Source organism: Streptomyces sp. NPDC005820 (assembly GCF_040630255.1).
In the GTDB taxonomy this organism is placed as follows: Bacteria; Actinomycetota; Actinomycetes; order Streptomycetales; family Streptomycetaceae; genus Streptomyces.
Genome location: NZ_JBEXXE010000070.1, coordinates 1 through 26613, shown reverse-complemented (window position 1 = coordinate 26613; position 26613 = coordinate 1). Strand labels below are relative to the sequence as shown.

Here is a 26613-nt window from a genome sequence, read left to right as displayed (position 1 = left end):
TTCAGGGCCCCCGACCGACCGGGGCCGTCCCCACCGGCCCCGCCGTCCGACCAAGAGAGCCTCGCCGTGAACGCTTCCCACCCCCCGTCCGACCTCGACCGCCGGCTGGCCCGGGATCCCATCGCGATCGTCGGCCTGTCCGCCCTGTACCCCAAGTCGCGTGATCTGCGCGAGTTCTGGGCGAACGTGGTCTCCGCAGCCGACTGCATCGAGGACGTCCCCACGACCCACTGGGACGTGTCGGAGCACTACGACCCCGACCCCACCGCGCCCGACAAGACGTACTCCCGGCGCGGCGGGTTCATCCCCACCGTCGACTTCAACCCCCTCGAGTTCGGTCTGCCGCCGAACACCCTCGAAGTCACCGACGTCCTCCAGCTGTTGAGCCTCGTCGTGGCGCGTGACGTCCTCAAGGACGCGGGCGCCGAACAGAGTTGGTACGACGCCTCGCGCACCGGCGTGGTGCTCGGGGTGACCGGCGCCAACCAGCTCACCCAGCCGCTGACCGCCCGTCTGCAGACCCCCGTCCTGAAGGAGGTCGTGCGCTCGTGCGGGCTGTCCGACCGGGACGCCGAGGAGATCGCGGAGAAGTTCAAGCTCGCCTTCGCGCCCTGGGAGGAGAACTCCTTCCCCGGCATGCTCGGCAACGTCGTCGCCGGCCGGATCGCCAACCGGCTCGACCTCGGCGGCACCAACATGACCATCGACGCGGCCTGCGCCAGCTCGCTCGGCGCGGTCAAGGCCGCGGTCAGCGACCTGCTGGAGCGGCGCTCCGACACGATGCTGGTGGGCGGCTGCGACGCCGAGAACACCATCTTCATGTACCTGTGCTTCAGCAAGACCCCCGCCTTCTCCAAGGCCGGCCGCATCCGCCCCTTCGACGGCGACGCCGACGGCACCCTGATCGGCGAGGGCATCGGCATGCTGGCGCTGCGCCGCCTCGCCGACGCCGAACGGGACGGCAACCGGATCTACGCGGTGCTCCGCGGCATCGGCTCCTCCAGCGACGGCCGGTTCAAGTCCATCTACGCCCCGCGCAAGGAAGGGCAGATGGCCGCCCTGCGCCGGGCCTACGAGGACGCCGACGTCGACCCGGCCTCCATCGAGCTGTTCGAGGCGCACGGCACGGGCACCGCCGTCGGCGAGGCGACCGAGCTGTCCGCGCTCACGGCCGTGGTGTCGGAGCACGCGAAGGAGCGGCAGTTCGCCGCGGTCGGCAGTGTGAAGTCGCAGATCGGGCACACCAAGGCGGCCGCGGGCGCGGCCGGCATGATCAAGCTGGCGCTCGCCCTGCACCACAAGCTGCTGCCGCCCACCATCAACGTGAACACGCCCAACCCGGCGATCGACTGGGCGCAGAGCCCGTTCTACGTCAGCGCGAAGACCCGCCCGTGGATCCGTGACCCGCGCCGGCCCGAGCGGCGGGCGGCCGTGTCGTCGTTCGGCTTCGGCGGCACCAACTTCCACCTGGTGCTCCAGGAGCACGGCGACGGGGACGACCTGAAGGTCATGTTCCCGGTGAGCCGCATCCATGTATGGCATGAACCTGACATGAGCGGTCTGGTGCGGGCCCTCGAAGGCAGCGCCGGGCCGCGCACCGAGCCCGCTCCGGCCGGCCACCCCCGGCTCGCCCTCGTCGCCCGCTCCGACGCCGAACTCACCGAACTGCGCGCCCTCGCCGCGGCCGAGCTCAAGGCCAAGCCCGACGCCGAGGCATGGTCGCACCCCAAGGGCGTCTACTTCCGCCGCGCCGCCGCCCCCACCGGCAAGGTGGGCGCGCTGTTCGCGGGTCAGGGCAGCCAGTACGTCGAGCCGGGCCGGACCGCGGTGCTCGCACTGCCCCCGCTGCGGGCGGCCTTCGACCGGGCGAACGCGGCCTTCGAGGGCCACGAACTCCCGCTGTCCCGCGTCGCGTTCCCGCCGCCCGCCTTCGACGAGGCGACCCGCAGGACGTACGAGACCGAACTGCGCCGCACCGAGTACGCCCAGCCCGCCATCGGCGCCCTCGCGGCCGGCCACCACCGGTATCTGAGCGAACTGGGCTTCGCCGCCGACGGGTTCCTCGGCCACAGCTTCGGCGAGCTGGCCGCCCTGTGGGCCGCCGGCGCGATCGACGACGACACCTACTTCGCGCTGGCCCGGGCCCGGGGTGCCGCCATGGCACCGCCCGCCGACGCGGACTTCGACGCGGGCGCGATGGCCGCGGTCACCGCGTCCGAGGAGCAGGTGGCACAACTCCTCTCCGAACACCCCGACTTGCGGCTGTGCAACCTCAACGCCCCCGACCAGGTGGTGGTGGGCGGTGCGACCGAGGCCGTGGAGCGGCTGGTGCGGGCGGCGGGCACGGCGGGAGTGCGCGCGGTCCGGCTGCCGGTGTCGGCGGCCTTCCACACCCCGTTCGTCGCCCACGCCGTGGAGGCGTTCGGGCGGCGGGTGGCCGACGCGGAGATCCGTGAGCCGCAGCGGCCCGTGTACGCCAACTCGCCCGGCGCCTCGTACGGTTCGGACGTCGAGGCCAACCGGCGGACCCTCGTCGAGCAGCTCGTCAAGCCGGTGCTGTTCGCCGAGCGGATCGAGGAGATGTACGCGGCGGGCTTCCGCACCTTCGTCGAGTTCGGCCCGAAGGGTGTGCTGACCCAGCTGGTCCGCCGGATCCTCGGTGAGCGCGAGCACTTCGCGGTGCAGCTCGACCCCGGTTCCAAGGGGGACGCCGAGTTCACACTGAAGCGAGCCGTGGCCCAACTCGTGGTGCTGGGGCTGCCGTTGACGACGGCCGACCGCTATGTGGCCGAGGCGCCGGTCGTCGAGCCGGCGAAGGGCATGACCGTACCGCTGAACGGCATCAACCATGTGCCGCAGACGCGGAAGTCGGCGTACCGCGAGGCGCTGGAGAACGGTTACCGGCTCAGCTCGCCGCAGGCCGTCCCCTCGGCGAGCGTCCCCGCGGCGCCGGCGGTGCCGGCCGTGGCCGAGCCCGCGCCCGTTCCCGCGCCCGCCGCGAGCGCTGTCGCCGTACGGCCCGTCGTGCCGACGGCGACACCGGCGGTGCCGTCCGTCCCCGTAGACGTCCTGGAGAGCGAGCTCGTGGAAGAAGAACGCCAGACACCCGCCCCCGGCAGCGACCGGCTCTCCGAGCTGATCGCCGATCATCTGGCCCTGCACGACGACTACCTCGACGGCCAGCTGTCCAGCGCCCAGCGGCTGATGGGGATCCTGGAGCGGGCCGAGGAGCAGGGCCGCGTCGACGCGGTGTTCCCGGGCGTGGCCACCGTCAAGGAGCACGGGCTGGCCATCGGGCGCACGCATCTGCGGGCCAACGAGATCCTGCGGGACCTGGCCGCCATGGAGCTGGGCGCGGCACCGGCCGCCGCGCCCGCGCCGGTGACTCCGCCCACGCCGGTGGCTCCGGCTGCGCCGTCCGCTCCGGTGGTGGACGTGGCTCCGGCCGCGCCGGCCGTCGCGCCCGCTCCGGCGGCCCTCGCCATCGAGCCGCCCGCACCGGCCCGTCTGCAGGCCCCCGCGGTCCCGGAGGCCTCCGCGCCCGCCGCGGCAGCGGCCGAGCCGCCGTCGCCTTCCGGGGCCTCGGCCGCCGACGTCGAGGCGGCGCTGCTCGGGATCGTGTCGGAGAAGACCGGCTACCCGGCGGAAATGCTCGAGCTCGGCATGGACCTGGAGGCGGACTTGGGCATCGACTCCATCAAACGCGTCGAGATCATGGGCGTCCTCCAGGAACGCTTCCCCTCCCCCACCCCCGTCGGCCCCGAACAGCTCGCCGAACTGCGCACCCTCAGCGAGATCGTCGGCTTCGTGCTGAGCCTCGGCGGGACGGCCGCGCGTCCGCTGACCTCGGTCACGACGGCGGCGACCGCGACGGCGACGGCGTCTGCCGCCCCGGCTCCCGTCGTGCGCACCGAGGACGTGGCCGCGGCCCTGCTCGGCATCGTCTCGGAGAAGACCGGCTATCCGGCCGAGACGCTCGACCTGACGATGGACGTCGAGGCGGACCTGGGCATCGACTCCATCAAACGCGTCGAGATCATGGGCGTCCTCCAGGAACGCTTCCCCTCCCCCACCCCCGTCGGCCCCGAGCACCTCGCCGAACTGCGCACCCTCAACGAGATCGTCGGCTTCGTCCTGGAGCTGCGCGGCCCGGACACCACGCCCGCGGTTCCGGACGCCCCTGCCGCCCCTGCCGCACCCACGGCGTCGACCGACGACGTACGCGGCGCCCTGCTCGACATCGTCTCGGCCAAGACCGGCTACCCCGCCGAGATGCTCGACCTCTCCATGGACGTCGAGGCCGACCTCGGCATCGACTCCATCAAACGCGTCGAGATCATGGGCGTCCTCCAGGAACGCTTCCCCTCCCCCACCCCCGTCGGCCCCGAACAGCTCGCCGAACTACGGACGTTGGCCGACATCGTCGGGTTCGTGACGGGGCTCTCCGCCGGCGCGGGCGAGGAGCGGCGCGCTCCCGAGCCCGTCGTGGCCGAAGCGGCGGTCGCCGCCGAGGCTCCGGTCGCCGCCGCGCTCGGCCGGGGACAGGCCGTCCTGGCGGACCTGCCGGTGCCGGACCGGCTCGTGGGAGCGTATCCGCAGGGTGCGGCGGCGCTCGTCGTCGACGACGGCAGTGCGGTCGCCGAGGCCACGGCGACCCGGCTCGTCGCCACGGGCTGGCAGGTGCGGGTGCTGCGGCTCCCCGGTGTGCCGCAGCGGATCGGCGGCGGCGCGGACGGCGCGCTCACGGGCTGGGGCGCCACCGAACTCGTAGCGCGGATCGAGGAGTTGGGTGCGGATGGGCTGCACCTCGTCCTCGGTTTCGCCGCCGCCGACGACCTCGGCTGGTCCGAGGGAGTGCGCCGGCTCGCGCACACCCTGCTGATCGCCAAGCAGGTGGTGGGCCCGCTGACGGCCGCCGCCGCGACGGGGCAGCGGGCCGCGTTCGTCACGGTCACCCGGCTGGACGGGGCCTTCGGTCTCGGCGGGGTGACCGAGGACGCGGTGCCGGCCGGTGGCGTCGGCGGTCTGGTGAAGACCCTGGCGGTGGAGGCTCCCGAGCTCTTCTGCCGGGCCGTGGAACTGTCGCCCGCGCTCGGTGCCGTGGAGGCGGCCGGGCTGGTGCTGGACGAGGTGGCCGACGCCGCGGCCGGACCGGTGCAGGTGGGCCGGGACGGGGTGCGCCGGGTCACGCCGACGCTGGGTGCGGAGCCGGCCGCGCCGGGCGGCGACGCCGTACCGCTCACCTCGGACGATCTGCTGGTCGTCACGGGCGGCGGACGCGGTATCACCGCCCGCTGCGTCGAGGCCCTCGCCGCAGCGCACCGTCCCGGACTGCTGCTCCTCGGCCGTACGGCCCTGGGAGAGGAGCCGGAGTGGGCGCGCGGACTGGCCGACCAGGCCGCGCTGAAGGCCGCCGCCGTCGAGCAGTTGAAGCGGACCGGTGAGAAGCCGACCCCCAAGCGCGTCGAGCAGCTCTACCAGGGCGTCGTCGGCGAGCGCGAGGTGCGGGAGAGCCTCGCGGCGATCCGTGTCGCCGGCAGCGAGGCCGAGTACCTGGCCGTGGACATCTCCGACGCCGCCGCGACGGCCGCCGCCCTGGCGCCTTACCGGGAACGGATCACCGGTCTGGTGCACGGCGCCGGTGTCCTCGCGGACCAGCTGATCTCCGCCAAGAAGGCGGCCGAGATCGAGCGGGTGTTCTCCGTGAAACTGGGCGGGCTGCGCTCGGTCGTCGCGGCCCTGCCGGCCGAACGGCTGCGGCACGTGGTGCTGTTCTCCTCGGTCGCCGGGTTCTTCGGCAACCGCGGCCAGTCGGACTACGCGATGGCCAACGAGGTCCTCAACGCCTGGGCGGCGGCCTGGAAGCGGAGCCACCCGCAGGCCCATGTGACCTCCCTCAACTGGGGCGCCTGGGACAGCGGCATGGTGTCGCCGCAGATCAAGGCGGTGTTCGAGGAACGCGGCATCGCGCTGATCCCCGTCGGCACCGGAACCCGGATGTTCACCGAGCAGTTCGCGCCCGAGCGGGCCGGTGACGTGGTGACGGTTCTCGGGCCGACGACTCCGCTCTCCGAGCCGGAGAGCCCCGCGCCCACCGCGCCGGTCGTCATGGAGCGGGACCTGGCCTCGCTCGTCGCCGAGCCCCTGGTCGCCGACCATGTGATCGGGGACGCGCCGGTGCTGCCCGCGGCGGCGGCCCTGGGCTGGGCGACGGGCGCCGTCGAACGGCTCGTCGGCCACCCCGTCGCGGAGATCCGGGACTTCGCGGTCCACAAGGGGGTGATCTTCGACGGCGGCCTCGACGGCAGCCGGTTCCAGCTCTCCGTCGACCCGACCCCGGACGGCGCGGAGGCCGACGTCGCGATCCGCTCCGTCGACGCCTCCGGCACGGTCCGCCCCCACTACGCGGCGCGGGTCCTCCTCGGCACCGCCGCACAGGCCGAGCCGCAGCGGCTGACCGGGCTGCCCGCCCTGGGCGGCGGCAGTGACGCGCAGGTCTTCTACGCCGACGGCACCCTCTTCCACGGCGAGTCGCTGCGCGGTCTGCGCCGGGTGCTCCAGGACGCCGAGTCACGGCTGGTCCTCGAGTGCGCGCTGCCCGAACACCGCACCGCGGGCGGCGCGTTCGCCGGCGAGCGGTACGCGCCCGGCACCGCCGACCTGCTGCTCCAGGCGGGGCTGGTGTGGATGCGCCGGCACCGCGACACGGCGAGCCTGCCGATGTCGGTGGCGCGGGCCGACCTGTACGAGGCGCTGCCGGACGGTGAGCCGTTCGTCGTGGTGGTGGAGCCGGTCTCGGCGAACGGTACGACGGCCACGGTCGACGTGTCGGCGTGCGCGCCGGACGGCAGGGTCCTGCTCCGGTTCACCGGACTGTCCCTCGTGTCCACCCCGCAGCTGGCCGCCAAGTTCGCCGGCCGCTGAGCCGACGCCCGGACCGGTGGGCCCGGCAGGTGGGCGCGTTCCGCCCCCGCCGGGCCCCCGGAACCCTGGAGGGACTTAACTTCCATGAGCAAGTTCGCGATCGTCGGGGTCTCCTGTCTGTTCCCCGACGCCTGGACGCCCGAGCAGTTCCGGAACAATCTGCGCGACGGCGTCGACAGCCGGCGGGACGGCGGCGAGGAGGTCTTCGGGGCACCGCTCGACGAGCGTGACCTCGACCCCCGCCACCGCATCACCTCCCGGCGCGGCGGGTTCGTCACCGGCTTCGAGTTCGACCCCGAGGGCTACCGGCTGGACGCCGGGTACCTCGCGGGCCTGGACCGGATCTTCCACTGGTCGATCCACGCCGCCCGCGAGGCGCTGCGGGACTGCGGCCTGGACGCCCGCCCCGAGACGCTGGCCCGCACCGGTCTGGTGATGGGCAACTACTCCTTCCCCACGCCCACCTCGGCCGAGGTCAGCGTCCCGCTGGCGCAGGAGGCCGTGCTGGCCGGGCTGCGCCGCGCGGGCCTGCCCGGGCTCGCCGCGGGCCCGTTGATCGACCGCGGGGCGATCGTGCCGGAGAACCTGCGGGTGAGCGGTTCGCCCGCCGCGGTCACCGCCGCCGCGCTCGGTCTCGGCGGCCCCCGCTACTGTCTGGACGCGGCCTGCTCGTCGGCGCTGTACGCGCTCAGCCTGGCCTGCGGCCACCTCGCCTCGGGCCAGGCGGACCTGGTGCTGGCGGGCGGGGTCTGCGCCCCCGATCCGACACTGATCCATCTGTCGTTCTCCGATCTGCACGCCTATCCGCAGGACGGCTTCAGCCAGCCCTTCGACAGCCGCTCCGGCGGGATCGTCACCGGCCAGGGCGCCGGCATGGTCGCGGTCAAGCGGCTGGCCGACGCCCTGCGCGACGGCGACCGCATCCACGCCGTCGTGGACGGCATCGGGCTGTCCAACGACGGTGCCGGACGCCACCCGCTGGTGCCCCGCAAGAGCGGCCAGCTGGACGCCCTGGCCCGCGCCTACGCGGACGCCGGAGTCGACCCGGCCGACATCGACTACCTGGAGTGCCACGCCACCGGCACCCCGATCGGGGACGCCACGGAGGCGGAGTCCGTCGCCGAGTTCTTCGGCGCGCACGGCAAGGTGCCGCTGCTCGGCTCGGTCAAGGGCAACATCGGGCATCTGCTGACGGTGGCCGGGCTGAGCAGTCTGCTCAAGGTCGTGCTGGCCATGGCCGACGGCACCATTCCGCCGACGGTCGGCGTGGATCAGCCGATCTCCTCCCCGGACGGCCGGGTCGGCGGCGAGGCCCTCGTGCGGGCGGCGCGGGCATGGCCCGAGGGACCGGGGCCGCGGCGCGCGGCGGTCTCCGCGTTCGGCTTCGGCGGGACCAACGCGCATGTCGTGCTGTCGGCCCCCGAAGCCGTCAACGCCCCCGACACCCCGCAGCCCGACGCGCTGCCCGCGCCCGACGTGGTCCCCGCCCCGGACGCGCTGCCCTCGCTGGACGTGGTGGGCCTGGGCGCCCACTTCGGTTCGCTCGAGACCCTGGACGCCTTCGAGGGCGCCGTCCACCGCGGCGAGCACGATCTGCGCCCCCTGCCCGAGCGGCGGTGGCGCGGCCTGGACCGTACCGACACCGGCACGCTGGCCGCGGCCGGGCTCACCGGCGGCGCGCCGCACGGGGCGTTCGTCGACGGCGTGGAGGTCGACCCCGTCCAGCTCCGCGTGCCCCCGTCCGACCTGCGCATCTACAACCCGCAGCACGCGCTGATGACCAAGGTCGCCGACGAGGCGCTGCGGGACGCCGACTACCGGCTCGGCACCGGGGCGCGCGACACCCCCGATCCGCGCCGGGTGGGCGTGGTGGTGGTGGCCGAGCTGGAGCCGTACTCGCACGCCCGGCTGAGCCGGTACGGGCTCGGCGCCTTCCTGCGCCGCGAGTTCGACAAGGCGGGCGTGTCGCTGACGGAGGAGCAGCGGGCGGCGCTCGCCGAGGTGTCCCGGGACGCCGTCGTCGACCCGATCGGCGCCAACGAGGTCCTCAGCTACATCGGCAACGTGATGGCCGGGCGGATCTCCTCCCGGTGGAACCTGACCGGCCCGTCGTTCACCCTGTCCGCCGACGGCGCGGGCACGGCGGAGGCCCTGGAGGTCGCGCGGCTGCTGCTGCTCGACCCGGACCTGGAGGCGGTGCTGGTCGGCGCCGTCGACCTGGCCGGTTCGGCGGAGAACCTGCTCACCGGCCCCGGTCTCGCGGCCGGGCCGGGGCTCTCCTTCGGCGAGGGCGCCCGGGGCCGGCGTATCGGTGAGGGTGCCGGAGCCCTGGTCGTCACCCGCGCGGACGCCGCCCGGGGCCGGGTGTACGCCCGGATCGACGGGATCGCCGTACGGCACGCGCCGGCGACCGGCCCGCTGCCCGGTCCGGCCGCCGAGCAGCTGGCCGAGGCCGCGCACGCGGCCCTGGCCGAGGCGCGGATCACCGCCGCGGACGTGGGCTATCTCGAGGCCCACGCGGCGGGCACCGCGGACGCGGACCGCTCCGAGATCACCGCTCTGTCCCGGATCTACCGATCGGCCACGGACACAGCTACGGGCACGGCTACGGGCACCGACACGGACAGGGCCACCGACAGGGACACAGGCAGGGACACAGACACCGGCACGACCGCTCTCGGCAGCGTGAAGGCGCAGATCGGCGACGCGGGCTGCGCGGCCGGACTGGCCGGGCTGATCCGGGCCGTGCTGTGCGTACGGCACGCCTACCTGCCCGGCACGCCGGGCTGGCAGCGCCCCGCCGCCGACCTCGCCGACGCCTTCGCCGCCTCCGCGCTCTACGTCCCCGACGCCTCGCGCCCCTGGCTGCGCGAGGAGACGGGCGGGCGGCGCCACGCCGCCGTGAACATGGTGGGCGCGGGCGGTTCCCACGCCCATGTGGTGCTGTCCTCCGTACCGGGCGCCGAGCGCCCCCGCCGTACGGCCGACTGGTACCGGGCGGGCGGTCCCGTGCTGCTGGTCCTGGGCGCCGGGACGCCCGAGGGGCTGGTCGCCGAGGCCGAGCGGTACCGCGCCCTGCTCGACGACGGCGCCGATCCGCGCGTGCTCGCCCGCCAGGCCGCCGACGAGTCGGCCGGGAAGCGGCTGCGGGCCGTGCTCGTCGGCAAGGACCGCGCGGCACTGCGCAAACAACTGGAGCTCGCGGCCCGGGACGTGCCCGCTGCGCACGCCGAGGGCAGGGAGTGGGCCACTCCGGCCGGTTCCTTCTTCACCCCCCGCCCCCTCGGGCCCGACGGACGCGTCGCGCTGGTCTTCCCCGGGGCGTTCAACAGCTATCCGGGCCTCGGCGCGGATCTCTTCCGGGCCTTCCCCGCGCTGCTCGACCGCTTCGAGGACCAGGCCGCGGAGCCGGCCCGGATGCTGCGCGCCGCCCAGCTCTATCCCCGCACCCGGGAGGCGCTCACCCGCCGCGACCTGATGACGCTGGAGGAACGCCTCGGCGACGACGTGCCGTTCATGCTCGCCACCGGCACCAGCTTCGCGATCCTCTACACCGCGCTGGTGCGGGACGTGCTCGGCGTCACCGCGCACGGCGGATTCGGCTACAGCCTGGGCGAGTCCAGCATGCTGTTCGCGACCGAGGGCTGGGACCCGGCGGGCCGCAGCGACGCGCTGATCAGCGACAGCCCGGTCTTCCAGGACCGGCTGTGCGGCCCGCGGCGCACCGTGCGCGACCTGTGGGGACTGTCCGACGACCTCGCCGACGAGCGGGTGTGGGCCTCCCACGTGCTGCTCACCCCGGCCGAGCCGGTGCGCGAGGCACTCGCCCGCTACGACCGCGTCCACCTCACCCACGTCAACACACCGCAGGAACTGGTCATCGCCGGCGACCCGGTCCAGTGCCGGGCGCTGATCGAGGAACTGGGCTGCCGCGCGGCCCGCTCCCCGGTCAACGTGGTCATGCACTGCCCGGTGGTGGACGCCGAGTTCGACGGCCTGGCCGGGCTGAACGACTATCCCCTCGGTTCCTTCGGAAACCTGGAGCTGTTCAGCGCGTACGACTATCTGCCGCTGCCGGCCGAGCGGCTCGGCGAGTCGCCGCGGCGCATCGCGACGACCCTGCGCTCGACGATCGACTTCCCGCGGCTGGTGCACGCGGCCTACGAGCGCGGCTACCGCTACTTCATCGAGGTGGGCCCCGGCGCCACCTGCTCCCGGTGGATCCGCGAGACGCTCGGCGACGCGCCGCACGTGGCGGCCTGCGTGGACCGCCGGGGCGTCCCGGCGACGACACCGCTCGCCCATCTCGTGGCCCGCCTGGTCGGGCACGGGCTGCCGGTGGATCTGACGGCCCTGCTGGGCGCGGCTCCGGCCGAGAACGCCACCGGCACGCGCGCCGCCCGCCGGCTGCCCCTGATCCGGGTCGGCCAGGGCGAGCCCATCCCGGACCGCATCGCCCGCGAGGCGGCCGCGGCCCTGACCACCGGACGCGCCGCACACGCCACCTGGCAGGTCCTCGCCGACGGGTCCGCCGCACACCCCACTGAGCAGGTCCTCGTCGACGAACGCGCCGCACACGCCGCCGGGCAGGCCTCGGCCGGCGGACATGCCGGACGATCCGCCGTGGAGCGCCGCTCACAGGAGACGGTGGAGCACCGCTCACAGGAGACGGTGGAGCACCGCTCGCAAGAGAACAGGGAGCACCGCTCACCGGAGCCTGGGGAGCACCGCTCGCCGCAGACCGCGGAGCATCGCTCGCCCGAGACCACGGAGCACCGCTCGCAGCAGACCGCAGCGCACAGTTCACACGAGGCCGCGGCAGCCTCCCGGCACCCCCAGCCGACCCCCACGGGCCACTTGACCCCCACGGGCCACCCGACCCCCGCAGGTCACCCGACCCCCGCATCCGCCCAGGCCGTGGCCGCCGGGCACCCCCGGCAGGCCGCCCCGGCCCACTCGGCCCACTCGGCCCACTCGGCCCCCCGGCCCCCCACACCGGCGGTCCCGCAGCCCGTGGCCCGTACGACCTCGTCGGCGCCGTCCGCCGGACCCGCTCGGTCCGTCGACCCCGCCGCACCCGTCCCCGTTCTGTCCGTCCCGCCGGAGGAGCCCCCCGCCATGCCCGCCGACCCGACGCTGGAGATCTCCGAGGTGATCACCTTCGACGGAGATCCCCTCACGGTCCTTCCCTGGGGCGGTCCGCAGCCGCCCGCCGCCGCCCCGGCCGAGCCGACGCCGTCCCCGACCGCTCCGCGCACCCCGCGCACCCCACCCGCCACCGCGCCGCTCGCGTCGTCTCCGACGGCCGTCCCCGGCCACAGGGCCGCCGCCGACCTGGTGCGGGAACTGCGCCAGGAGATGCTCGCCGCCCACGGTGTCGTCATGGAGACCCACCGGGTGCTCCAGTCGGCGACCCTGGACCGCGCCGAGGCCCTGCTCGACACCCCGTCCGCCGGCGCCCCGGCCCCCGCCCGGCCCGCCGTACCCGCGCGCCCGGCCGTCACGCCCCCCACGCCTGCCCCCGCTCTCCCCGCGTCCCCCTCCGCCGAGACGCCTCCCCCGGCCCGGGTCCACGAGGGCGTGATCTGGGACGAGGCCGATCTGCTGGAGTTCGCGACGGGTTCCGTCGCCAAGGTGTTCGGCCCCGAGTTCGCCGAGATCGACACCTTCGGCGCCCGGGTCCGGCTGCCCGCACCGCCGTACCACTTCGTCACCCGGGTCACCGAGCTGGACGCGAAGCCCGGCGTGCTGGAGCCCTCCCGCATCACCACCGAGTACGTGGTGCCCGAGGACGCCTGGTACGCCGTCGACGGCGGGGTGCCGCCCGCGGTGACCGTGGAGTCGGGGCAGTGCGACCTGCTGCTGGTCAGCTATCTGGGCATCGACTTCCGCAACAAGGGCGAGCGGGTCTACCGGCTGCTCGACAGCTCGCTGATCTTCCGCGGCGGGCTGCCCAGGACCGGGCAGACGCTCCGCTACGAGATCTCCATCGACCGCTTCGTCCACCAGGGCGACACCACGATCTTCTTCTTCAGCTACGACTGCTACGCCGACGACGAGCTGATCCTCGAACTCCGCGACGCCTGCGCCGGCTTCTTCAGCAAGCAGGAGCTCCAGACCCCGCTCGGCGTCGTCATCAGCGACAAGGACCGGGCCCGTCGCGCCGCACTGCCCCGGGGCACCTTCAAGCCGCTGGCCCACGCCCGCAAGCACCGACTCGACGCCGCCGACCTGGAGTTGCTCGCGCAGGGCAGGCCCGGTGAGGTCTTCGGGCCGGACCACGCGCAGGACCCGGGCATCAACCCGGCGCTGCGGCTTCCGGACGAGCGGCTGCGGATGGTGGACGAGGTCACCATCGACCGCAAGGGCGGACCGTGCGGGCTCGGCTCGATCGGCGCGGTCAAGCGCCTTCAGCCGGACGGCTGGTACTTCACCTGCCACTTCCCGGACGACCCGGTGCTCGCCGGCTCGCTGATCGCCGAGGGTGCCGTCCAGCTGCTCCAGATCTACCTGATGCACCAGGGCCTGCACCTGACGCTGCCGGACGCCCGCTTCCAGACGGTGACCGACCGGCGGATCGACGTCCAGGTGCGCGGCCAGGTCACCCCGAAGGACGCCGAGATCCGCTACGAGGTGGAGGTCACCGAGCTGACCCTGCTGCCGCGGCCCACGGTGATCGCGGACGTCCTGATCCACCTCGGGGACAAGCCGGTGGTCCGGATGCAGAACCTGGGCCTGCAGATCGTGGAGAAGCCCGGGACGCCGTACCGGCCGGAGACCGGCGGCATCCCGCAGTTCCTCGGGCGCCGCAACCGCAGCGGCGAGCCCGCCCTGATCAACGAGCTGCACCTCGCCCACTCCGCCAAGGGCCTGCTGGACATGGCGATGGGTCCCGAGTTCGAGATCTACCGGGATCACCGGGCGCCGTACATCCCCAACGGGGACTTCCAGTTCGTCGACCGGGTCATGTCGCTCACCGGCACCCGGGGCGATCTGAGCCCGGGTTCGGAGATGGTCACCGAGTACGACTCGCCGGACGACGCCTGGTACTACGGCGAGAACTCCTCGCCGTACATGCCGAACTGCGTCCACATGGAGAGCTCGCTGCAGGCCGCGATCTTCCTCGGCTACTACCTGGGCGCCACGCTCCGCGAGCCGCACGAGGAGTACGCCATCCGCAACCTCGACGGCCGGGCCACGCTGGTCAAGGACGTCGACCTGCGCGGCAAGACCGTCCGGCACCACTCCAGGCTGCTCATGACGAGCGTGGTGTCCGGTGCGGTGCTGCAGAACTTCTCCTACGAACTCTCCGCCGACGGCGAGGTGTTCTACACCGGCGAGTCCCTCTTCGGGTACTTCAACGCGGCGGCCCTGTCGAACCAGGTGGGCCTCGACAGCGGTACGTACGTCAAGCCGTGGATCGAGGCGGAGCAGCCGGCCGCGCAGCGGGTGCGGCGGATCGAGCTGGGCGGCGGGGAGGCCCCGGCCTTCCGGGACCCCGCCGGGGGCGAACTGCATCTGCCCGGCGGGCGGTTCGACCTGGTGGACCGGGTCGACCTGGTCGCCGACGGCGGCCGGCACGGCGCGGGCTATCTGCACGGCCACCGCAGCATCCGCCCCGACGAGTGGTACTTCGACTGCCACTTCCACCGCGACCCGGTGATGCCCGGCTCGCTCGGTGTGGAGGCGGTCCTGCAGGCGCTGCGGCTGTTCGTCCTGGAGCAGGGCCTCGCCGCAGGCCTGGCCCGGCCCCGCTTCGCCCTGGCCACCGACGTCGAGATGAAGTGGAAGTACCGGGGCCAGATCCTGCGCGACGACCGCGAGCTGTTCTTCGACGTGCACGTCAAGGAGGTCCGCGAGGAGGCGGGCCGGCTGCTGCTGATCGCCGACGCGGACCTGTGGAAGCCGGGCCTGCGCATCTACGAACTCACCGACGTGGCCATCGAAGTCCGCCCCGACACCGCCTGACGTACGGCACAGCCGAGGAGATTTGCTACCCATGAGCACGACACAGGCTCCGCTCCGCTGGTACGGAAGCGGGTACCCGAGCGTCGATCCGGCGGGGATCCACCAGGTTCTCGCCCAGGTGGAGCAGCCCTGCTTCATCGTGGCCACGGCGCAGGGCATCGGCGCCGCCGCCGGAGGCACGGCGGCCGCCGGCGGCGAGGGGCCGGGGGTCCTGGCGGCCGCCCCGGCCCTGCCCCCGCAGCGGCTGGGCTCGGCCGACTTCCGCGCCGCGCACGGAGTGCGGCAGTCCTACATGGCGGGCGCGATGGCCGGCGGGATCGCCTCCGCCGACCTGGTGATCGCCCTGGCCCGGCACGGCTTCCTCGCCTCCTTCGGCGCGGCCGGCCTGCTGCCGCAGACCATCGAGAAGGCGCTGGCCCGGTTCGCCGCCGAGATCCCCGGGCTGCCGTACGCCGTCAACCTGATCCACAGCCCCAGCGAGGAACGGCTGGAGCGGGAGGCCGTCGAGCTGTTCCTGCGGCACGGCGTGCGGTGCGTGGAGGCCTCCGCCTTCCTCGGCCTGACCCCCCATCTGGTGCGCTACCGGCTGGCCGGGCTGCGGCGGGACGCCTCGGGCCGGATCGTCGCCGACCACAAGGTCATCGCCAAGGTGTCCCGGTCCGAGACCGCCGAGCGGTTCATGCGTCCGGCCCCGGCCGCCATGGTCGACACCCTGCTGCGGGACGGTCTGATCACCCATGAGCAGGCGCAGCTCGCCCACCATCTGCCGCTCGCCGACGACATCACGGTGGAGGCGGACTCCGGCGGGCACACCGACCGCCGCCCGCTGCCGGCGCTGTTCCCGGTGATCCTGCGGCTGCGCGACCAGATCCAGCACGAACACCGCTACGCCACCCCGATCCGGGTCGGCGCGGCCGGCGGGCTGGGGACGCCGACGGCGGTCGCCGCGGCCTTCGCGATGGGTGCCGCGTATGTGGTGACGGGTTCGGTCAACCAGTCCTGTCTGGAGTCCGGCACCTCCCCCGCCACCCGCCGGCTGCTGGCGCAGGCGGACGTCACGGACTGTGTGATGGCTCCGGCGGCCGACATGTTCGAGATGGGCGTGGAGCTCCAGGTCCTGCGCCGGGGCTCGATGTTCGCGATGCGGGCCCAGCAGCTGTACCGGCTCTACCAGACGTACGACGGCATCGAGGCGCTGCCCGCCGAGGACCGCGGGCGGCTGGAGTCGCAGGTCTTCAAGCGGCCGCTGGAGGACGTCTGGCAGGAGTGCGTGGAGTACTTCAGCCGGCGTGACCCGGACCAGCTGAACCGGGCCGCCGGCAACCCGAAGCGGCGGATGGCGCTGGTGTTCCGCTGGTACCTGGGCATGGCCTCGCGCTGGGCGGTGACCGGGCAGGCCGACCGGAGTGCCGACTACCAGATCTGGTGCGGCCCCGCGATGGGCAGCTTCAACGCCTGGGTGTCCGGCAGCTATCTCAAGACCCCCGAGAACCGGACGGTCGCCGAGGTGGCGCACCACTTGATGCGGGGCGCGGCCTTCCACACGCGGGTCGCCCAGCTGGCGACCGCGGGCGTCACCATCCCGGCGTCCGCGGCGGACTACCGTCCGGTGCCGCTGGAGCTGCCCTCCCTCCTGGAGGCCGCCGGATGAGCGCGCCGACCCCCGAGGCCGTGGAGGAGTTGCTCGGCGACCCCGAGGCCCCGGACAACCCGTACGGTTTCGCGGCCGCCGTCGCCCGGGACGAGGCCGACGCCCACCCCGACGAGCTGTGCCGTGCGCTCGTGTCGGCGGGCTTCCACCTCAACTACCTGCCGAAGGAGTGGGGCGGCGCGCTCGACTCCTTCGACCGCAGCATGACCCTGGTCCGGGCCGCGGCCCGCCGGGACGTGAACGTCATGCCGGGCACGATGTTCAGCATCATCGCCGCCACCTGCCTGCAGCTGCACGGCAGCGAGGAGCAGCGCGGGCGGGTGGCGGAGATCCTGACCCGGGGCGGTGCGGTGGCGTTCGCGCTGACCGAGGCCGGGCACGGCAGCGATCTGCTGGCGGGCGAGGTGCGCGTCGACGAGGACGGGCGGCTGCACGGCGAGAAGTGGATGGTCGGCAACGGTCTGCGGTGCGAGGCCGTGTACGTGGTGGCCCGCACCGGTCCGCGCGGGCCGGGCGCGTTCTCCGCGTATCTGCTGGATCCCGCCGCGCAGGGGCTGGTCCGGGAGCCCGCGCCGCGCACGGGCGGCATGCGGGGCGTGGACCTCGCGCGGCTGCGGTTCAGCGGTGTCGAGGTGCCGGAGGGCACGCTGGTGGGCAAGGTCGGTGAGGGCCTGGAGGTGGCGATCCTCGCCCAGCAGGCCGTACGGCTGATGAGCATGGCCGGCAGCCTCGGCGTCGCGGACACCGCGCTGCGCCTGACCCTCGGCTTCGCCGACGAGCGCCGTGTCTGCGGTGCGGTCCTGGCGCGGACGCCGTACGCCCGGCGTGAGCTGGCGGTCGCCTCGGCGGCGCTGCTGGCGGCGGACGCGGTGGCGCTGGCCGCCGCCCGGGGTGTGCACGTCGTGCCGGAGGTGTTCAGCGTCTGGGCACTGGCCGCGAAGCATGTGGTGGCGGAGGCGGGCGACGAGCTGGTGCGGCGCTGCGCGACGGTGCTCGCCACCCGCTCGGTGATGCGCGAACAGGCGCCGGGCGCGGGGCTGTTCCAGAAGCTCCAGCGGGACACGGCGGTGGTCCGGGTCATCGACGCCAGCCCGCTCGCCAACCTGCGCGCGTACGCGGCGCAGATCCCCGCCCTGGTCACCCGTGACGAGGCGCCGGACGCGGACACGCTGCGGCGGATCTTCACGCTGGACGCCGGGTTGCCGCCGTACGAGCCCACCCGGCTGGACCTGGTGGTCCGGGGCGCGGATCCCGTGCTCGCCGGACTCCTCGAGACCGCCGACAGCGCCTGTGAGCAGCTCGCCGACCCGCGCGCGACGGCGCTCGTGCGTCGGCTGGCCGACGCCGTCGCCCTGCTCGGCCCGGAGGGGGCCGCCGTGCGCCGGCCCGGCGCCGACCCGAACGGGCTGGTGGACCTCGCCGAGCGCTACGCCTGGCTGCACGCGGCCGCCGCCTGTGTCCACCTGTGGTGGGCGAACCGGGGCCGGCCGCTGTACGGCGGCGAGGCGGGCGCGTCCGGCTGGCTGCGGGCGGCCCTGGCCTATCTGCTGGCCCGTGCGGACGGCGTCGATCCCCGGCGCCACGGGCCCGACCTGCTGCCCGCCGTCGACGCCGTGTCCGCGCTGCGCGAGCGCGGTCTGCTGTTCACCGCCGACCCGGTGCGGCTGGCGGCCGAGTCCCGAGGAGAGAGCTGATGCCCAAGGCCGATCTGACCGAGCTGGCGCTGCGGCTCGAGGAACACCTCGGGGACCCGCACGATCCGGGCAGCCGGATGGCGTACCGCACGGTCCTGGAGTACGACGAGCGTGAGACGTACCCGTACGACTTCGTGGGCGATCTGCGGGCCTGGGGCGTCCCCGAGTACGCGTTGCCCGGTGAGCAGGGCGGCCGGGCGGGGGACGTCGAGGCGGAGTTCAATCTGCTGCGTCTGGTCGCCCGCCGCGATCCGACCACCGCCACCGCCCTGATCATCACCAACCTCGGTTTCATGCCGCTGTGGGTGGCCGGCACGGACGAGCAGAAACGGAAGACGGTCCACGACATCCTGCACGGCTACCGGCTGTCCTGGGGGTTGTCGGAGCGGGCGTACGGCAGTGATCTGCTGGCCAACGCGATGACCGCCGAGAAGGTCGACGGCGGCTATCTGGTGACCGGTGAGAAGTGGCTGATCGGCAATGCCACCTGGTCCGACGGGATGACCGCGATCGTCCGCACGGGCGAGCGCGGCGGCCCGGCCGCGTTCTCGCTGTTCGTCCTCGACAAGCGGACCGCGCCGGTCGGGACGGTGCAGGAGCTGCCGCGCGAGCGGCTGCACGGGCTGCGCGGCATGGACATCAGCGGACTGCGGGTGGAGAAGCTGTTCGTGCCCGAGTCGGCCCGGATCGGCGCCGAGGGGCAGGGTCTGGAGATCGCCCTGAAGTCCACCCAGATCGCCCGCGCGCAGATCAGCTGCATGGCCATGTCGGCCGTGGACACCGGGCTGCGGCTGACGCTGGACTTCACCGAGGGCCGGATCCTGTTCGGCCGGCCGGTCAGCGACATCCCCTACAGCCGGCGCCAGCTCACCGAGGTCTTCGCCGACCTCATGGTCGCCGACGCGGTCAGCCTCGGCGCCGTGCGCGCCCTGCAGGTGACGCCCGAGCAGGTCAGCATCGGGTCGTCGGTGGCCAAGTACTTCGTGCCGACGCTGATGGAACGCAGCATGTCCCAGCTGTCGGTGGTGCTCGGCGCCCGCTTCTTCCTGCGCGGGCACCCGCACTACGGCGTGTTCCAGAAGCTGCTGCGCGATCTGCTGGTGGCCAACTTCGCCGACGGCAACACCGTGGTGAACCTGCGCAACCTCGGGCAGCAGTTGCAGGCCCTGCTGAGGACGGCGACGACCACGCCAGCCGGCGACGGGCTGCGCGCCACCGCGCGGGAGCGGGCCGCCGTGCTGTACGGCATCACCCGGTCCATGCCGACGTACGAGCCCTGGCGGCAGGAGCTGTCCAGCCGGGGCCGGGACGACACCGTGCTCGCCGCGCCCGACGGGATCGAGCGGCTGCGGGTTCTCGCCGAGGAGTGCAAGGAGGACGACGAGCGCTCCCGGCTGCTGCGGGCCGCCGACGTGGCGACGGAACTGCTGGACCACACCGCCTCGCTCGCCACGCGCTGCGAGGAGCTGCAGGTCCGGCTGGGCCGGGAGTTCGCCCAGTGCGCCGAAGTGTTCGATCTGGCCAAGGAGTACTGCCTGGTGCACGCCGCCGCCGCGTGCGTGCTCACCTTCGTGCACTCGCACGGGGCCCTGGAGGAGCCGCTGCCGAGCGGTGCGGTGCTGCTGCTCCAGCTCGAACGGCTGCGCAGGCAGCTGCGCCCGCACGAGGCGGCCACCGACCAGAGCGACATCGACGAGGTGATGCGGGCGCTGCGCCGTCTCCACGGGGGCGACCGGCTGTTCTCGTACTGGCAGTTCCCGCTCGCGCCCCGTACGGCCGACCTCGCCGCCGCCCGGCACTGAGCGGGACCGAGGAGCGGGTCGTGAACGATTCCCGGGCGGTGGACCTGTGGACCCTGCCCGAACACCGGGTCCGGGAACTGGCCGTGCGCATGGGCGGCCTGGACCTGCTCACCCCCGACGAGCGCTCCCGCCACGACCGGCTGATCCGTCCCGGGTCCCGGGACCGCTTCCTCGGCGGGCGGCTGCTCGGCCGGCTGGCGCTCAGCGCCCGCACCGGGCTGCCGCCGGCCACCTGGCGGTTCGTCGTCAGCCGGTACGGGCGGCCCGAACTCGCCCTGGACCACGGCGGGTTGCGGTTCAACCTGTCCCACACCGACGGCATGGTCGTCTGCGTGGTGACCCGGGGGCGCGGCTGCGGTGTGGACGTGGAGCGTGTGCCCTTCGACGAGGAGAAGGCGCGGCGGCTGAGTGTCTTCCTCGACGGCCCGTCCGACACCGCCGTGAGTGAGCGTTGGGTGCTGGCGGAGGCCTATCTGAAAGGCCTCGGCGTCGGACTGGCCGAAGGCGTCGAGGGGCTCGTCCTCCGGCGGCACGGCGGCGGACGGTTCACCGTCACCGACCACCGCAGGCCCGCCATGACGCCCCGCTGGCGGCTCACCCTGCTGCGCGCCTCCCCACACCATCTCGTGGCCGTCGCGACCGAGGGCGGCGGCCCCTTGCGCACCCGAACACCATCCCTCTGAACACGTAAGGACCTCCCATGTCTGAGCACACCCCTGTGAGCATCGCCGTGATCGGCTCCGGCCCCGCCGGCATCTCCGCCGCCTACCATCTGCGCGACCGTGCCCGGATCACCGTCTTCGAGCGCGAGCACCGTCCCGGCGGGCACGCCAACTCGGTGGAGGTCGAGGAGAACGGCCGGGTGATCGGCCTGGACACGGCGTTCATCGTGTTCAACCGCCGCTTCTACCCGCGGTTGTGCGGCTTCTTCGACGAGCTCGGCGTCGAGACCGTCGCGCACCCGGGCGGCTTCACCTTCTTCGACCAGGACAGCGGTCTGGAGTTCGGCACGGACGAACTGGAACTGGACGAGGCCGCGATCGAGGAGCGCTACGCCGAGCGGTACCCCGAGTTCCCGCACGTCTGGCGGGAGGTGCGCCGCTTCCACGAGGAGAGCCGGCGGGACTTCGTGCGCGGCCGGGCGGGCATGTCGCTGGGCGCCTATCTCGACCAGGGCGGATACAGCGAGGAGTTCCGCCACTCGTATCTGATCATGCTCTGCTCGGCCGTCTGGTCGGTGCCGGCGGAGCTGGTCTGGGAGATGCCGGCGGCCACGGTGATCGCGTTCTTCGTCGGCCACGACGAGGGCGGTCTCGGGGGCCGGCGGGTGGACTGGCGGACGGTGGGCGGCGGTTCGATCTCGTACGTCCGCAAGGCGCTCGCCGCGACCGGCCCGGATCTGCGGGTCTCCGAGCCCGCCACGGCCGTACGGCAGGAGGCGGACGGGGTCACGGTGACCACCGCCTCCGGCAGCGAGCGGTTCGACTACGCGGTCCTCGCCACCCACGCCGACGAGGCGTTCGCCCTGCTGGAGAACCCGACCGACGCCCAGCGGGCGGCCGTGGAGGGGATCCGCTACAGCGGCTCCAAGGTGGTGCTGCACACCGACCCGTCCCTGATGCCGAGCGACCGGGAGGGCTGGCTGGCCTGGAACTACGGCAAGGTGAAGGTGGACGGGGAGACCCGCTGCTTCATCACGTACTACCTGAACAAGCTGCAGGACCTCACCGCCGAGCGGGACTACTTCGTCACCCTCGACCCGCCCGGTCCGGTCGACCCCGCCACGGTCATCGCCGAGTTCGACTACACCCACCCCGTCATCGACATGGCGCTGCGCGAGCGGCAGTCCGTGATCTACGGGGCCAACGAGGGGACCCGGGTGAAGCTGGCCGGTTCCTACTTCCACTCCAAGCAGCTGGGGCCGGACCTGATCGGCTCCCACGAGGCAGCGTTCTCCGCGGGCGCGGACGCGGCGGCGCAGCTGCTCGAGGAGCTCGACGGCTGAGGGCTTCGCCAGGAGCGCCGTTCGGGGTGCCGCGGCCTGCCGTCGGGCGGCTGCGGCACCGTCGTGGCTGGTCGCGCAGTTCCCCACGCCCCTTCGGGGCGCCGGCTAGGGCGTGTGGCGGCGGGCCGATTCGTTCTCCTGGGCCATGCGCCTGAGGGCCATCAGGGCGGGTTCCAGGAGGACGGTCAGCAGCAGGGCGCGTTCGGCGGCCTCCAGCGGGTCGTCCAGGCCGTCGAGCTGGTCGAGGTCGAGGACCGCGGTGTCCTCGGCGAGCCGGGCGTAGGGCAGCAGGGTCCGCCAGTCGAGCGGGACGCCCAGGGCGCGCAGGGAGGCGAGGGTCTCGGCGAGGGCGGCCCGGGCGGGCGCCGAGGCGTGGACGTCCCAGTCCAGCTCCTTGACCAGCGCCTCGACCTCCGCGGCCTCCGAGGCGTCGTCGGAGGGCTGTTCGCCCACCCGGATGGCGCCCAGGGCGAGGCCCAGCAGGCGGTGGGTGTCCCCGGTGTACTCCGCGAGGGCGTCGAGCACCTCACGGGTGGTGCTGACCGACAGTCCGCGGACGCCGGTCAGGGCGCGGATCAGGCGGAGCCGGCGCAGGTGCTGGTCGTCGTACTCGGCCTGGGTGGCGGCCGTCTGGCGGCCCGGCGGCAGCAGTCCCTCGCGCAGGTAGTACTTGATCGTCGTCACGGAGACGCCGCTGCGGCGGCTCAGTTCGGAGATGCGCATACGGTTCGGCTCCGATTCGGTCGGCTCCACACTTGAAAACTGGATACCTCTACTGTCTAACATAGATAGTAGAGGTATCCAATATTCCTTCGCGCCGCCGGAGAGAAGGCCGCAGCCATGCCCACCCTGCGCTGGACGACAGTCAGCACCCCCGCACCCGACACCGAGGCGTTCGTGATGGCGTCCCGGCTGGAGGTCCGCTCGCTCAAGGACGTACCGCGCTTCTTCCTGAAGTCGCTGGCCGCGTGGAAGCAGGTCTCCGGCGCCCCCGGGGCATACGGCGCGTCCCTCGTCGCCGAGCCCCTCAAGCGCACCTTCTGGACGCTGTCGGCCTGGGAGGACAAGGCCGCGCTCTACACGTACGCGAAGACCGAGCCGCATAAATCGATCATGAACGGGCTGCGGCCCACGATGAAGGACTCGGTCTTCACGTTCTGGCAGGTCCCCGCCGCCGACCTGCCCATCGACTGGACGGACGCCCGGCGCCGCCTCGCCGAGCAGGAACGCACCGGTGCCTGAAACCCCTCACCCAGGAGAGAGCCCCACCATGACGCTGTCCGAAGAGAGCCCGGTCCTCGACGACCCGGCCGCCTCCGCCCCGGCGGCCGGGGGCCGCCGGATACCCCTCTGGCTCGCGATCGTCGCGGCGAGCGTGCCCATGTTCATGGTCGCGCTGGACAACCTCGTCGTCTCCACGGCCCTGCACACCCTCGCCGTGGACCTGAAGGCGGACACCCAGGAACTGCAGTGGTTCGTCAACGCCTACGTGCTGAGCTTCGCCTGTCTGCTGATGACCGGCGCCGCGCTCGGTGACCGCTTCGGGCGCCGGAAGGTCTTCGTCGTCGGCATCGCCCTGTTCACGCTGGCCTCCATCGGCTGCGGCCTGTCGGACACCAGCGCCCAGCTGATCACCTTCCGGGCGATCCAGGGCTTCGGCGCCGCCGCCGTGATGCCGCTGTCGCTGACTCTGCTGTCGCAGGCGGTGCCGGAGCGGCTGCGCGGGATGGCGCTCGGCGTGTGGTCGGGGGTGAGCGGGCTCGCCGTGGCGATGGGCCCGGTCGTCGGCGGCGCGGTCGTGGACGGTCTGGACTGGCGGTGGATCTTCTGGATCAACGTGCCGGTGTGCGTGATCGCCATCCCGCTGGTGCTGTTCGCGCTCAAGGAGAGCTCGCTGCCCGGCATCCGGCTCGACCTGGTCGGCATGGTGCTGGCGGCGGCCGGACTGTGCGCCGTGGTCTGGGCGATCGTGCACGGCGAGCCCGACGGCTGGACCTCCGGCAAGGTGCTCGGCGCGTTCGCCGGGGGCGCGGTGCTGCTGGCCGCGTTCGTCGCCTGGGAGGCCCGGGCCGAGGAACCGATGCTGCCGCTGTCCTTCTACCGCGTACGGGCCTTCACCCTCACCAACGTCGTCTCCGCGACCATGTACTTCGGGGTCTTCGGCTCGCTGTTCCTGCTCGCCCAGTACCTCCAGATCGTGCCGCCGCGCACCCCGCTGGAGGCCGGTGTGCGCACCCTCGCCTGGACGCTGATGCCGATGTTCGTGGCCCCCGTCGCCGGACTCCTCACCGACAAGGTGGGCGGCGGCCGGCTGATGGCCCTCGGCCTCTTCCTGCAGGGCATCGGCCTGGGCTGGATCAACCTGGTCGCGGACGTCGACACGGACTACTCCTCGCTGGTCGGCCCGATGATCGTGGCCGGTATCGGCATGGGCTTCGTGTTCGCGCCGACGGCGGCGGTCGTGCTCGGCTCGGTTGCCAAGGAACACGCGGGCAAGGCGTCCGGCGCCAACACCACCGTCCGCGAGGTCGGCGGCGCGCTCGGGATCGCCGTCCTGAGCACGGTGTTCGTGGCGCACGGCAGCACCGAGGGCCCCCAGCAGTTCGTCGACGGTCTGCACCCCGCGGTGTGGGTCGGCGTCGCCGTGGTGTTCGCCGGAGCGCTCTGCGCCCTGGGCATCCCACGCCGGCAACAGGTCCCCGAAGAGGCCTGACCGGCCTCTTCTCCCCCGACCGGCGGTCGGGGCGGACGCCTCCACACTCCCCCGCCGAGGTGTCCGTCCCGGCCGTCCTGCACACCTGAGCAGACCCCCGCTTGAATGATCAGATGAACATCGGGTTAGCATCTGAGCGCCACCTAGCTCGAAAGATAGGCCCGTGACGCTCAACGACGCTTCGTTCACCAACTGGAAGAACCGCGAGGAGATCGCGGAGTCGATGATCCCGATGATCGGGAAGCTGCACCGCGAGCGGGACGTGACGGTCCTGCTGCACAGCCGCTCCCTGGTGAACAAGTCGGTGGTCAGCATCCTCAAGACCCACCGGTTCGCCCGCCAGATCGCGGGCGAGGAGCTCTCGGTCACCGAGACCCTGCCGTTCCTCGAGGCGCTCACCACGCTCGACCTCGGCCCGTCCCAGATCGACATCGGCATGCTCGCCGAGACCCACCGGGCCGACGACCGCGGCCTGTCGGTCCTGGAGTTCACCGCCGAGGCCGTCGCCGGCGCCACGGGCGCCAACAAGATCGACCGCCGGGAGCCCCGCGACGTCGTCCTGTACGGCTTCGGCCGCATCGGCCGGCTCGTCGCCCGCCTGCTCATCGAGAAGACCGGCTCCGGCAACGGTCTGCGGCTGCGCGCCATCGTGGTGCGCGGGGGTGGCGAGCGGGCCGCCGAGGACATGGTCAAGCGCGCCTCGCTGCTGCGCCGCGACTCGGTCCACGGCCAGTTCCAGGGCACGATCACGGTCGACGAGGCGAACGGCACGATCATCGCCAACGGCAACGAGATCAAGGTCATCTACGCGAACGACCCGTCCGAGGTCGACTACACGGCGTACGGCATCAGCGACGCCATCCTGATCGACAACACCGGCAAGTGGCGCGACCGCGAGGGGCTCTCCCAGCATCTGCGCCCCGGCATCGACAAGGTCGTGCTGACCGCCCCCGGCAAGGGCGACGTCCCGAACATCGTGCACGGCGTCAACCACGACACGATCAAGCCGGACGAGCAGATCCTGTCCTGCGCCTCCTGCACCACCAACGCGATCGTGCCGCCGCTGAAGGCGATGCACGACGAGTACGGAGTGCTGCGCGGCCACGTGGAGACCGTCCACTCGTTCACCAACGACCAGAACCTGCTGGACAACTACCACAAGGCCGACCGTCGCGGCCGCTCGGCGCCGCTGAACATGGTGATCACCGAGACCGGTGCCGCGTCGGCCGTCGCCAAGGCGCTGCCCGACCTCAAGGCGCCGATCACCGGCAGCTCGATCCGCGTGCCGGTGCCGGACGTCTCGATCGCGATCCTCAGCCTGCGCCTCGGCCGCGAGACGACCCGCGACGAGGTCCTGGACCACCTCCGCGAGATCTCGCTGACCTCGCCGCTCCGGCGCCAGATCGACTTCACCACGGCCCCCGACGCGGTCTCCATGGACTTCATCGGCTCCCGCCACGCCTCGATCGTCGACGCCGGCGCCACCAAGGTCGACGGCGACAACGCCATCCTCTACCTCTGGTACGACAACGAGTTCGGCTACTCCTGCCAGGTCGTCCGCGTCGTCCAGCACGTCTCCGGGGTGGAGTACCCGACGTACCCGGCGACGAGCGTCTAGCACCTCACCGCAGGACCCGCGGAGTCGGTGCGCATTCCAGGTGCGAGATGCGCACCGACTCGGCATGTGGCGGCAACCGCCGTCGGGCCCAGGGCCTGTCGTTTGGATCAGGTCGGCTGAGCCGACGTGGCCTCTCGGCCGACCCGAGCGGGGTGTGGTGCGTGCGGCTGCAAGGCGGAGGAGGGCGGCGACGCGATGGGGGTCCCCCCGCTCGAGCGCAGCCGAGAGTGGGGGAGTC

Annotated in this window: 11 protein-coding genes; 10 read left to right on the top strand and 1 reads right to left on the bottom strand. The window is 73.1% G+C overall.

The window, feature by feature from the left end; all coding sequences use genetic code 11:
• The first annotated feature begins 66 nt into the window (after nt 1-66).
• The 7 genes from ABZ464_RS48040 (at nt 67) to ABZ464_RS48010 (ending at nt 22044) form a co-directional block, all read left to right on the top strand.
• Nucleotides 67-6924 (top strand): SDR family NAD(P)-dependent oxidoreductase, encoded by a 6858-nt coding sequence (locus ABZ464_RS48040; RefSeq protein WP_359288530.1) that lies wholly within the window; start codon nt 67-69, stop codon nt 6922-6924.
• Nucleotides 6925-7008: 84 nt separating this feature from the next.
• The gene (locus tag ABZ464_RS48035; protein ID WP_359288528.1) at nt 7009-14892 is read left to right on the top strand and encodes a beta-ketoacyl synthase N-terminal-like domain-containing protein; all 7884 of its coding nucleotides are present in this window, start codon (nt 7009-7011) and stop codon (nt 14890-14892) included.
• A 31-nt stretch (nt 14893-14923) separates the two neighbouring features.
• A complete protein-coding gene (locus ABZ464_RS48030) occupies nt 14924-16543 on the top strand; it encodes a PfaD family polyunsaturated fatty acid/polyketide biosynthesis protein (protein ID WP_359288526.1) in 1620 nt (539 codons plus the stop codon).
• Nucleotides 16540-18237, top strand: coding sequence for an acyl-CoA dehydrogenase family protein (locus tag ABZ464_RS48025; protein ID WP_359288523.1), 1698 nt, complete (start codon nt 16540-16542; stop codon nt 18235-18237). Before ABZ464_RS48030 ends, ABZ464_RS48025 begins: the two co-directional genes overlap by 4 nt.
• Nucleotides 18237-20039 carry an acyl-CoA dehydrogenase family protein gene (locus tag ABZ464_RS48020; RefSeq protein WP_359288521.1) on the top strand — a complete coding sequence of 601 codons (1803 nt, stop codon included), beginning with the start codon at nt 18237-18239 and terminating at the stop codon, nt 20037-20039. Before ABZ464_RS48025 ends, ABZ464_RS48020 begins: the two co-directional genes overlap by 1 nt.
• A gap of 20 nt (nt 20040-20059) precedes the next feature.
• Nucleotides 20060-20722, top strand: coding sequence for a 4-phosphopantetheinyl transferase (locus ABZ464_RS48015; RefSeq protein WP_359288519.1), 663 nt, complete (start codon nt 20060-20062; stop codon nt 20720-20722).
• Nucleotides 20723-20739: 17 nt separating this feature from the next.
• Nucleotides 20740-22044: an FAD-dependent oxidoreductase gene (locus ABZ464_RS48010; RefSeq protein WP_359288517.1), complete on the top strand. Its 1305-nt coding sequence runs from the start codon at nt 20740-20742 to the stop codon at nt 22042-22044.
• Between the two features lie 105 nt (nt 22045-22149).
• On the opposite strand, the gene ABZ464_RS48005 is transcribed toward ABZ464_RS48010, so the two are convergent.
• Complete coding sequence (locus ABZ464_RS48005) at nt 22150-22767, bottom strand: MerR family transcriptional regulator (protein WP_359288515.1); 618 nt, start codon at nt 22765-22767, stop codon at nt 22150-22152.
• 117 nt (nt 22768-22884) lie between these two features.
• Between ABZ464_RS48005 and ABZ464_RS48000 the strand changes: the two genes are divergently transcribed.
• The 3 genes from ABZ464_RS48000 to ABZ464_RS47990 all read left to right on the top strand — a co-directional run bounded on the left by ABZ464_RS48000 (nt 22885) and on the right by ABZ464_RS47990 (nt 26375).
• Nucleotides 22885-23286, top strand: coding sequence for a DUF3291 domain-containing protein (locus tag ABZ464_RS48000; RefSeq protein ID WP_359288513.1), 402 nt, complete (start codon nt 22885-22887; stop codon nt 23284-23286).
• 28 nt (nt 23287-23314) lie between these two features.
• Nucleotides 23315-24757: an MFS transporter gene (locus tag ABZ464_RS47995; RefSeq protein ID WP_359288511.1), complete on the top strand. Its 1443-nt coding sequence runs from the start codon at nt 23315-23317 to the stop codon at nt 24755-24757.
• A 163-nt stretch (nt 24758-24920) separates the two neighbouring features.
• Entirely contained in the window at nt 24921-26375 is a 1455-nt protein-coding gene (locus ABZ464_RS47990) for a glyceraldehyde-3-phosphate dehydrogenase (RefSeq protein ID WP_359288509.1), read from the top strand.
• The last annotated feature ends 238 nt before the right edge of the window (nt 26376-26613 follow it).

Excerpts from the sequence above, each read along its gene's own strand:
- ABZ464_RS48035 (WP_359288528.1), top strand. The coding sequence starts at position 7,009 with ATGAGCAAGTTCGCGATCGTCGGGGTCTCCTGTCTGTTCCCCGACGCC.
- ABZ464_RS48030 (WP_359288526.1), top strand. The coding sequence starts at position 14,924 with ATGAGCACGACACAGGCTCCGCTCCGCTGGTACGGAAGCGGGTACCCG.
- ABZ464_RS48025 (WP_359288523.1), top strand. The coding sequence starts at position 16,540 with ATGAGCGCGCCGACCCCCGAGGCCGTGGAGGAGTTGCTCGGCGACCCC.
- ABZ464_RS48020 (WP_359288521.1), top strand. The coding sequence starts at position 18,237 with ATGCCCAAGGCCGATCTGACCGAGCTGGCGCTGCGGCTCGAGGAACAC.
- ABZ464_RS48010 (WP_359288517.1), top strand. The coding sequence starts at position 20,740 with ATGTCTGAGCACACCCCTGTGAGCATCGCCGTGATCGGCTCCGGCCCC.
- ABZ464_RS48005 (WP_359288515.1), bottom strand. The coding sequence starts at position 22,767 with ATGCGCATCTCCGAACTGAGCCGCCGCAGCGGCGTCTCCGTGACGACG.
- ABZ464_RS48000 (WP_359288513.1), top strand. The coding sequence starts at position 22,885 with ATGCCCACCCTGCGCTGGACGACAGTCAGCACCCCCGCACCCGACACC.
- ABZ464_RS47995 (WP_359288511.1), top strand. The coding sequence starts at position 23,315 with ATGACGCTGTCCGAAGAGAGCCCGGTCCTCGACGACCCGGCCGCCTCC.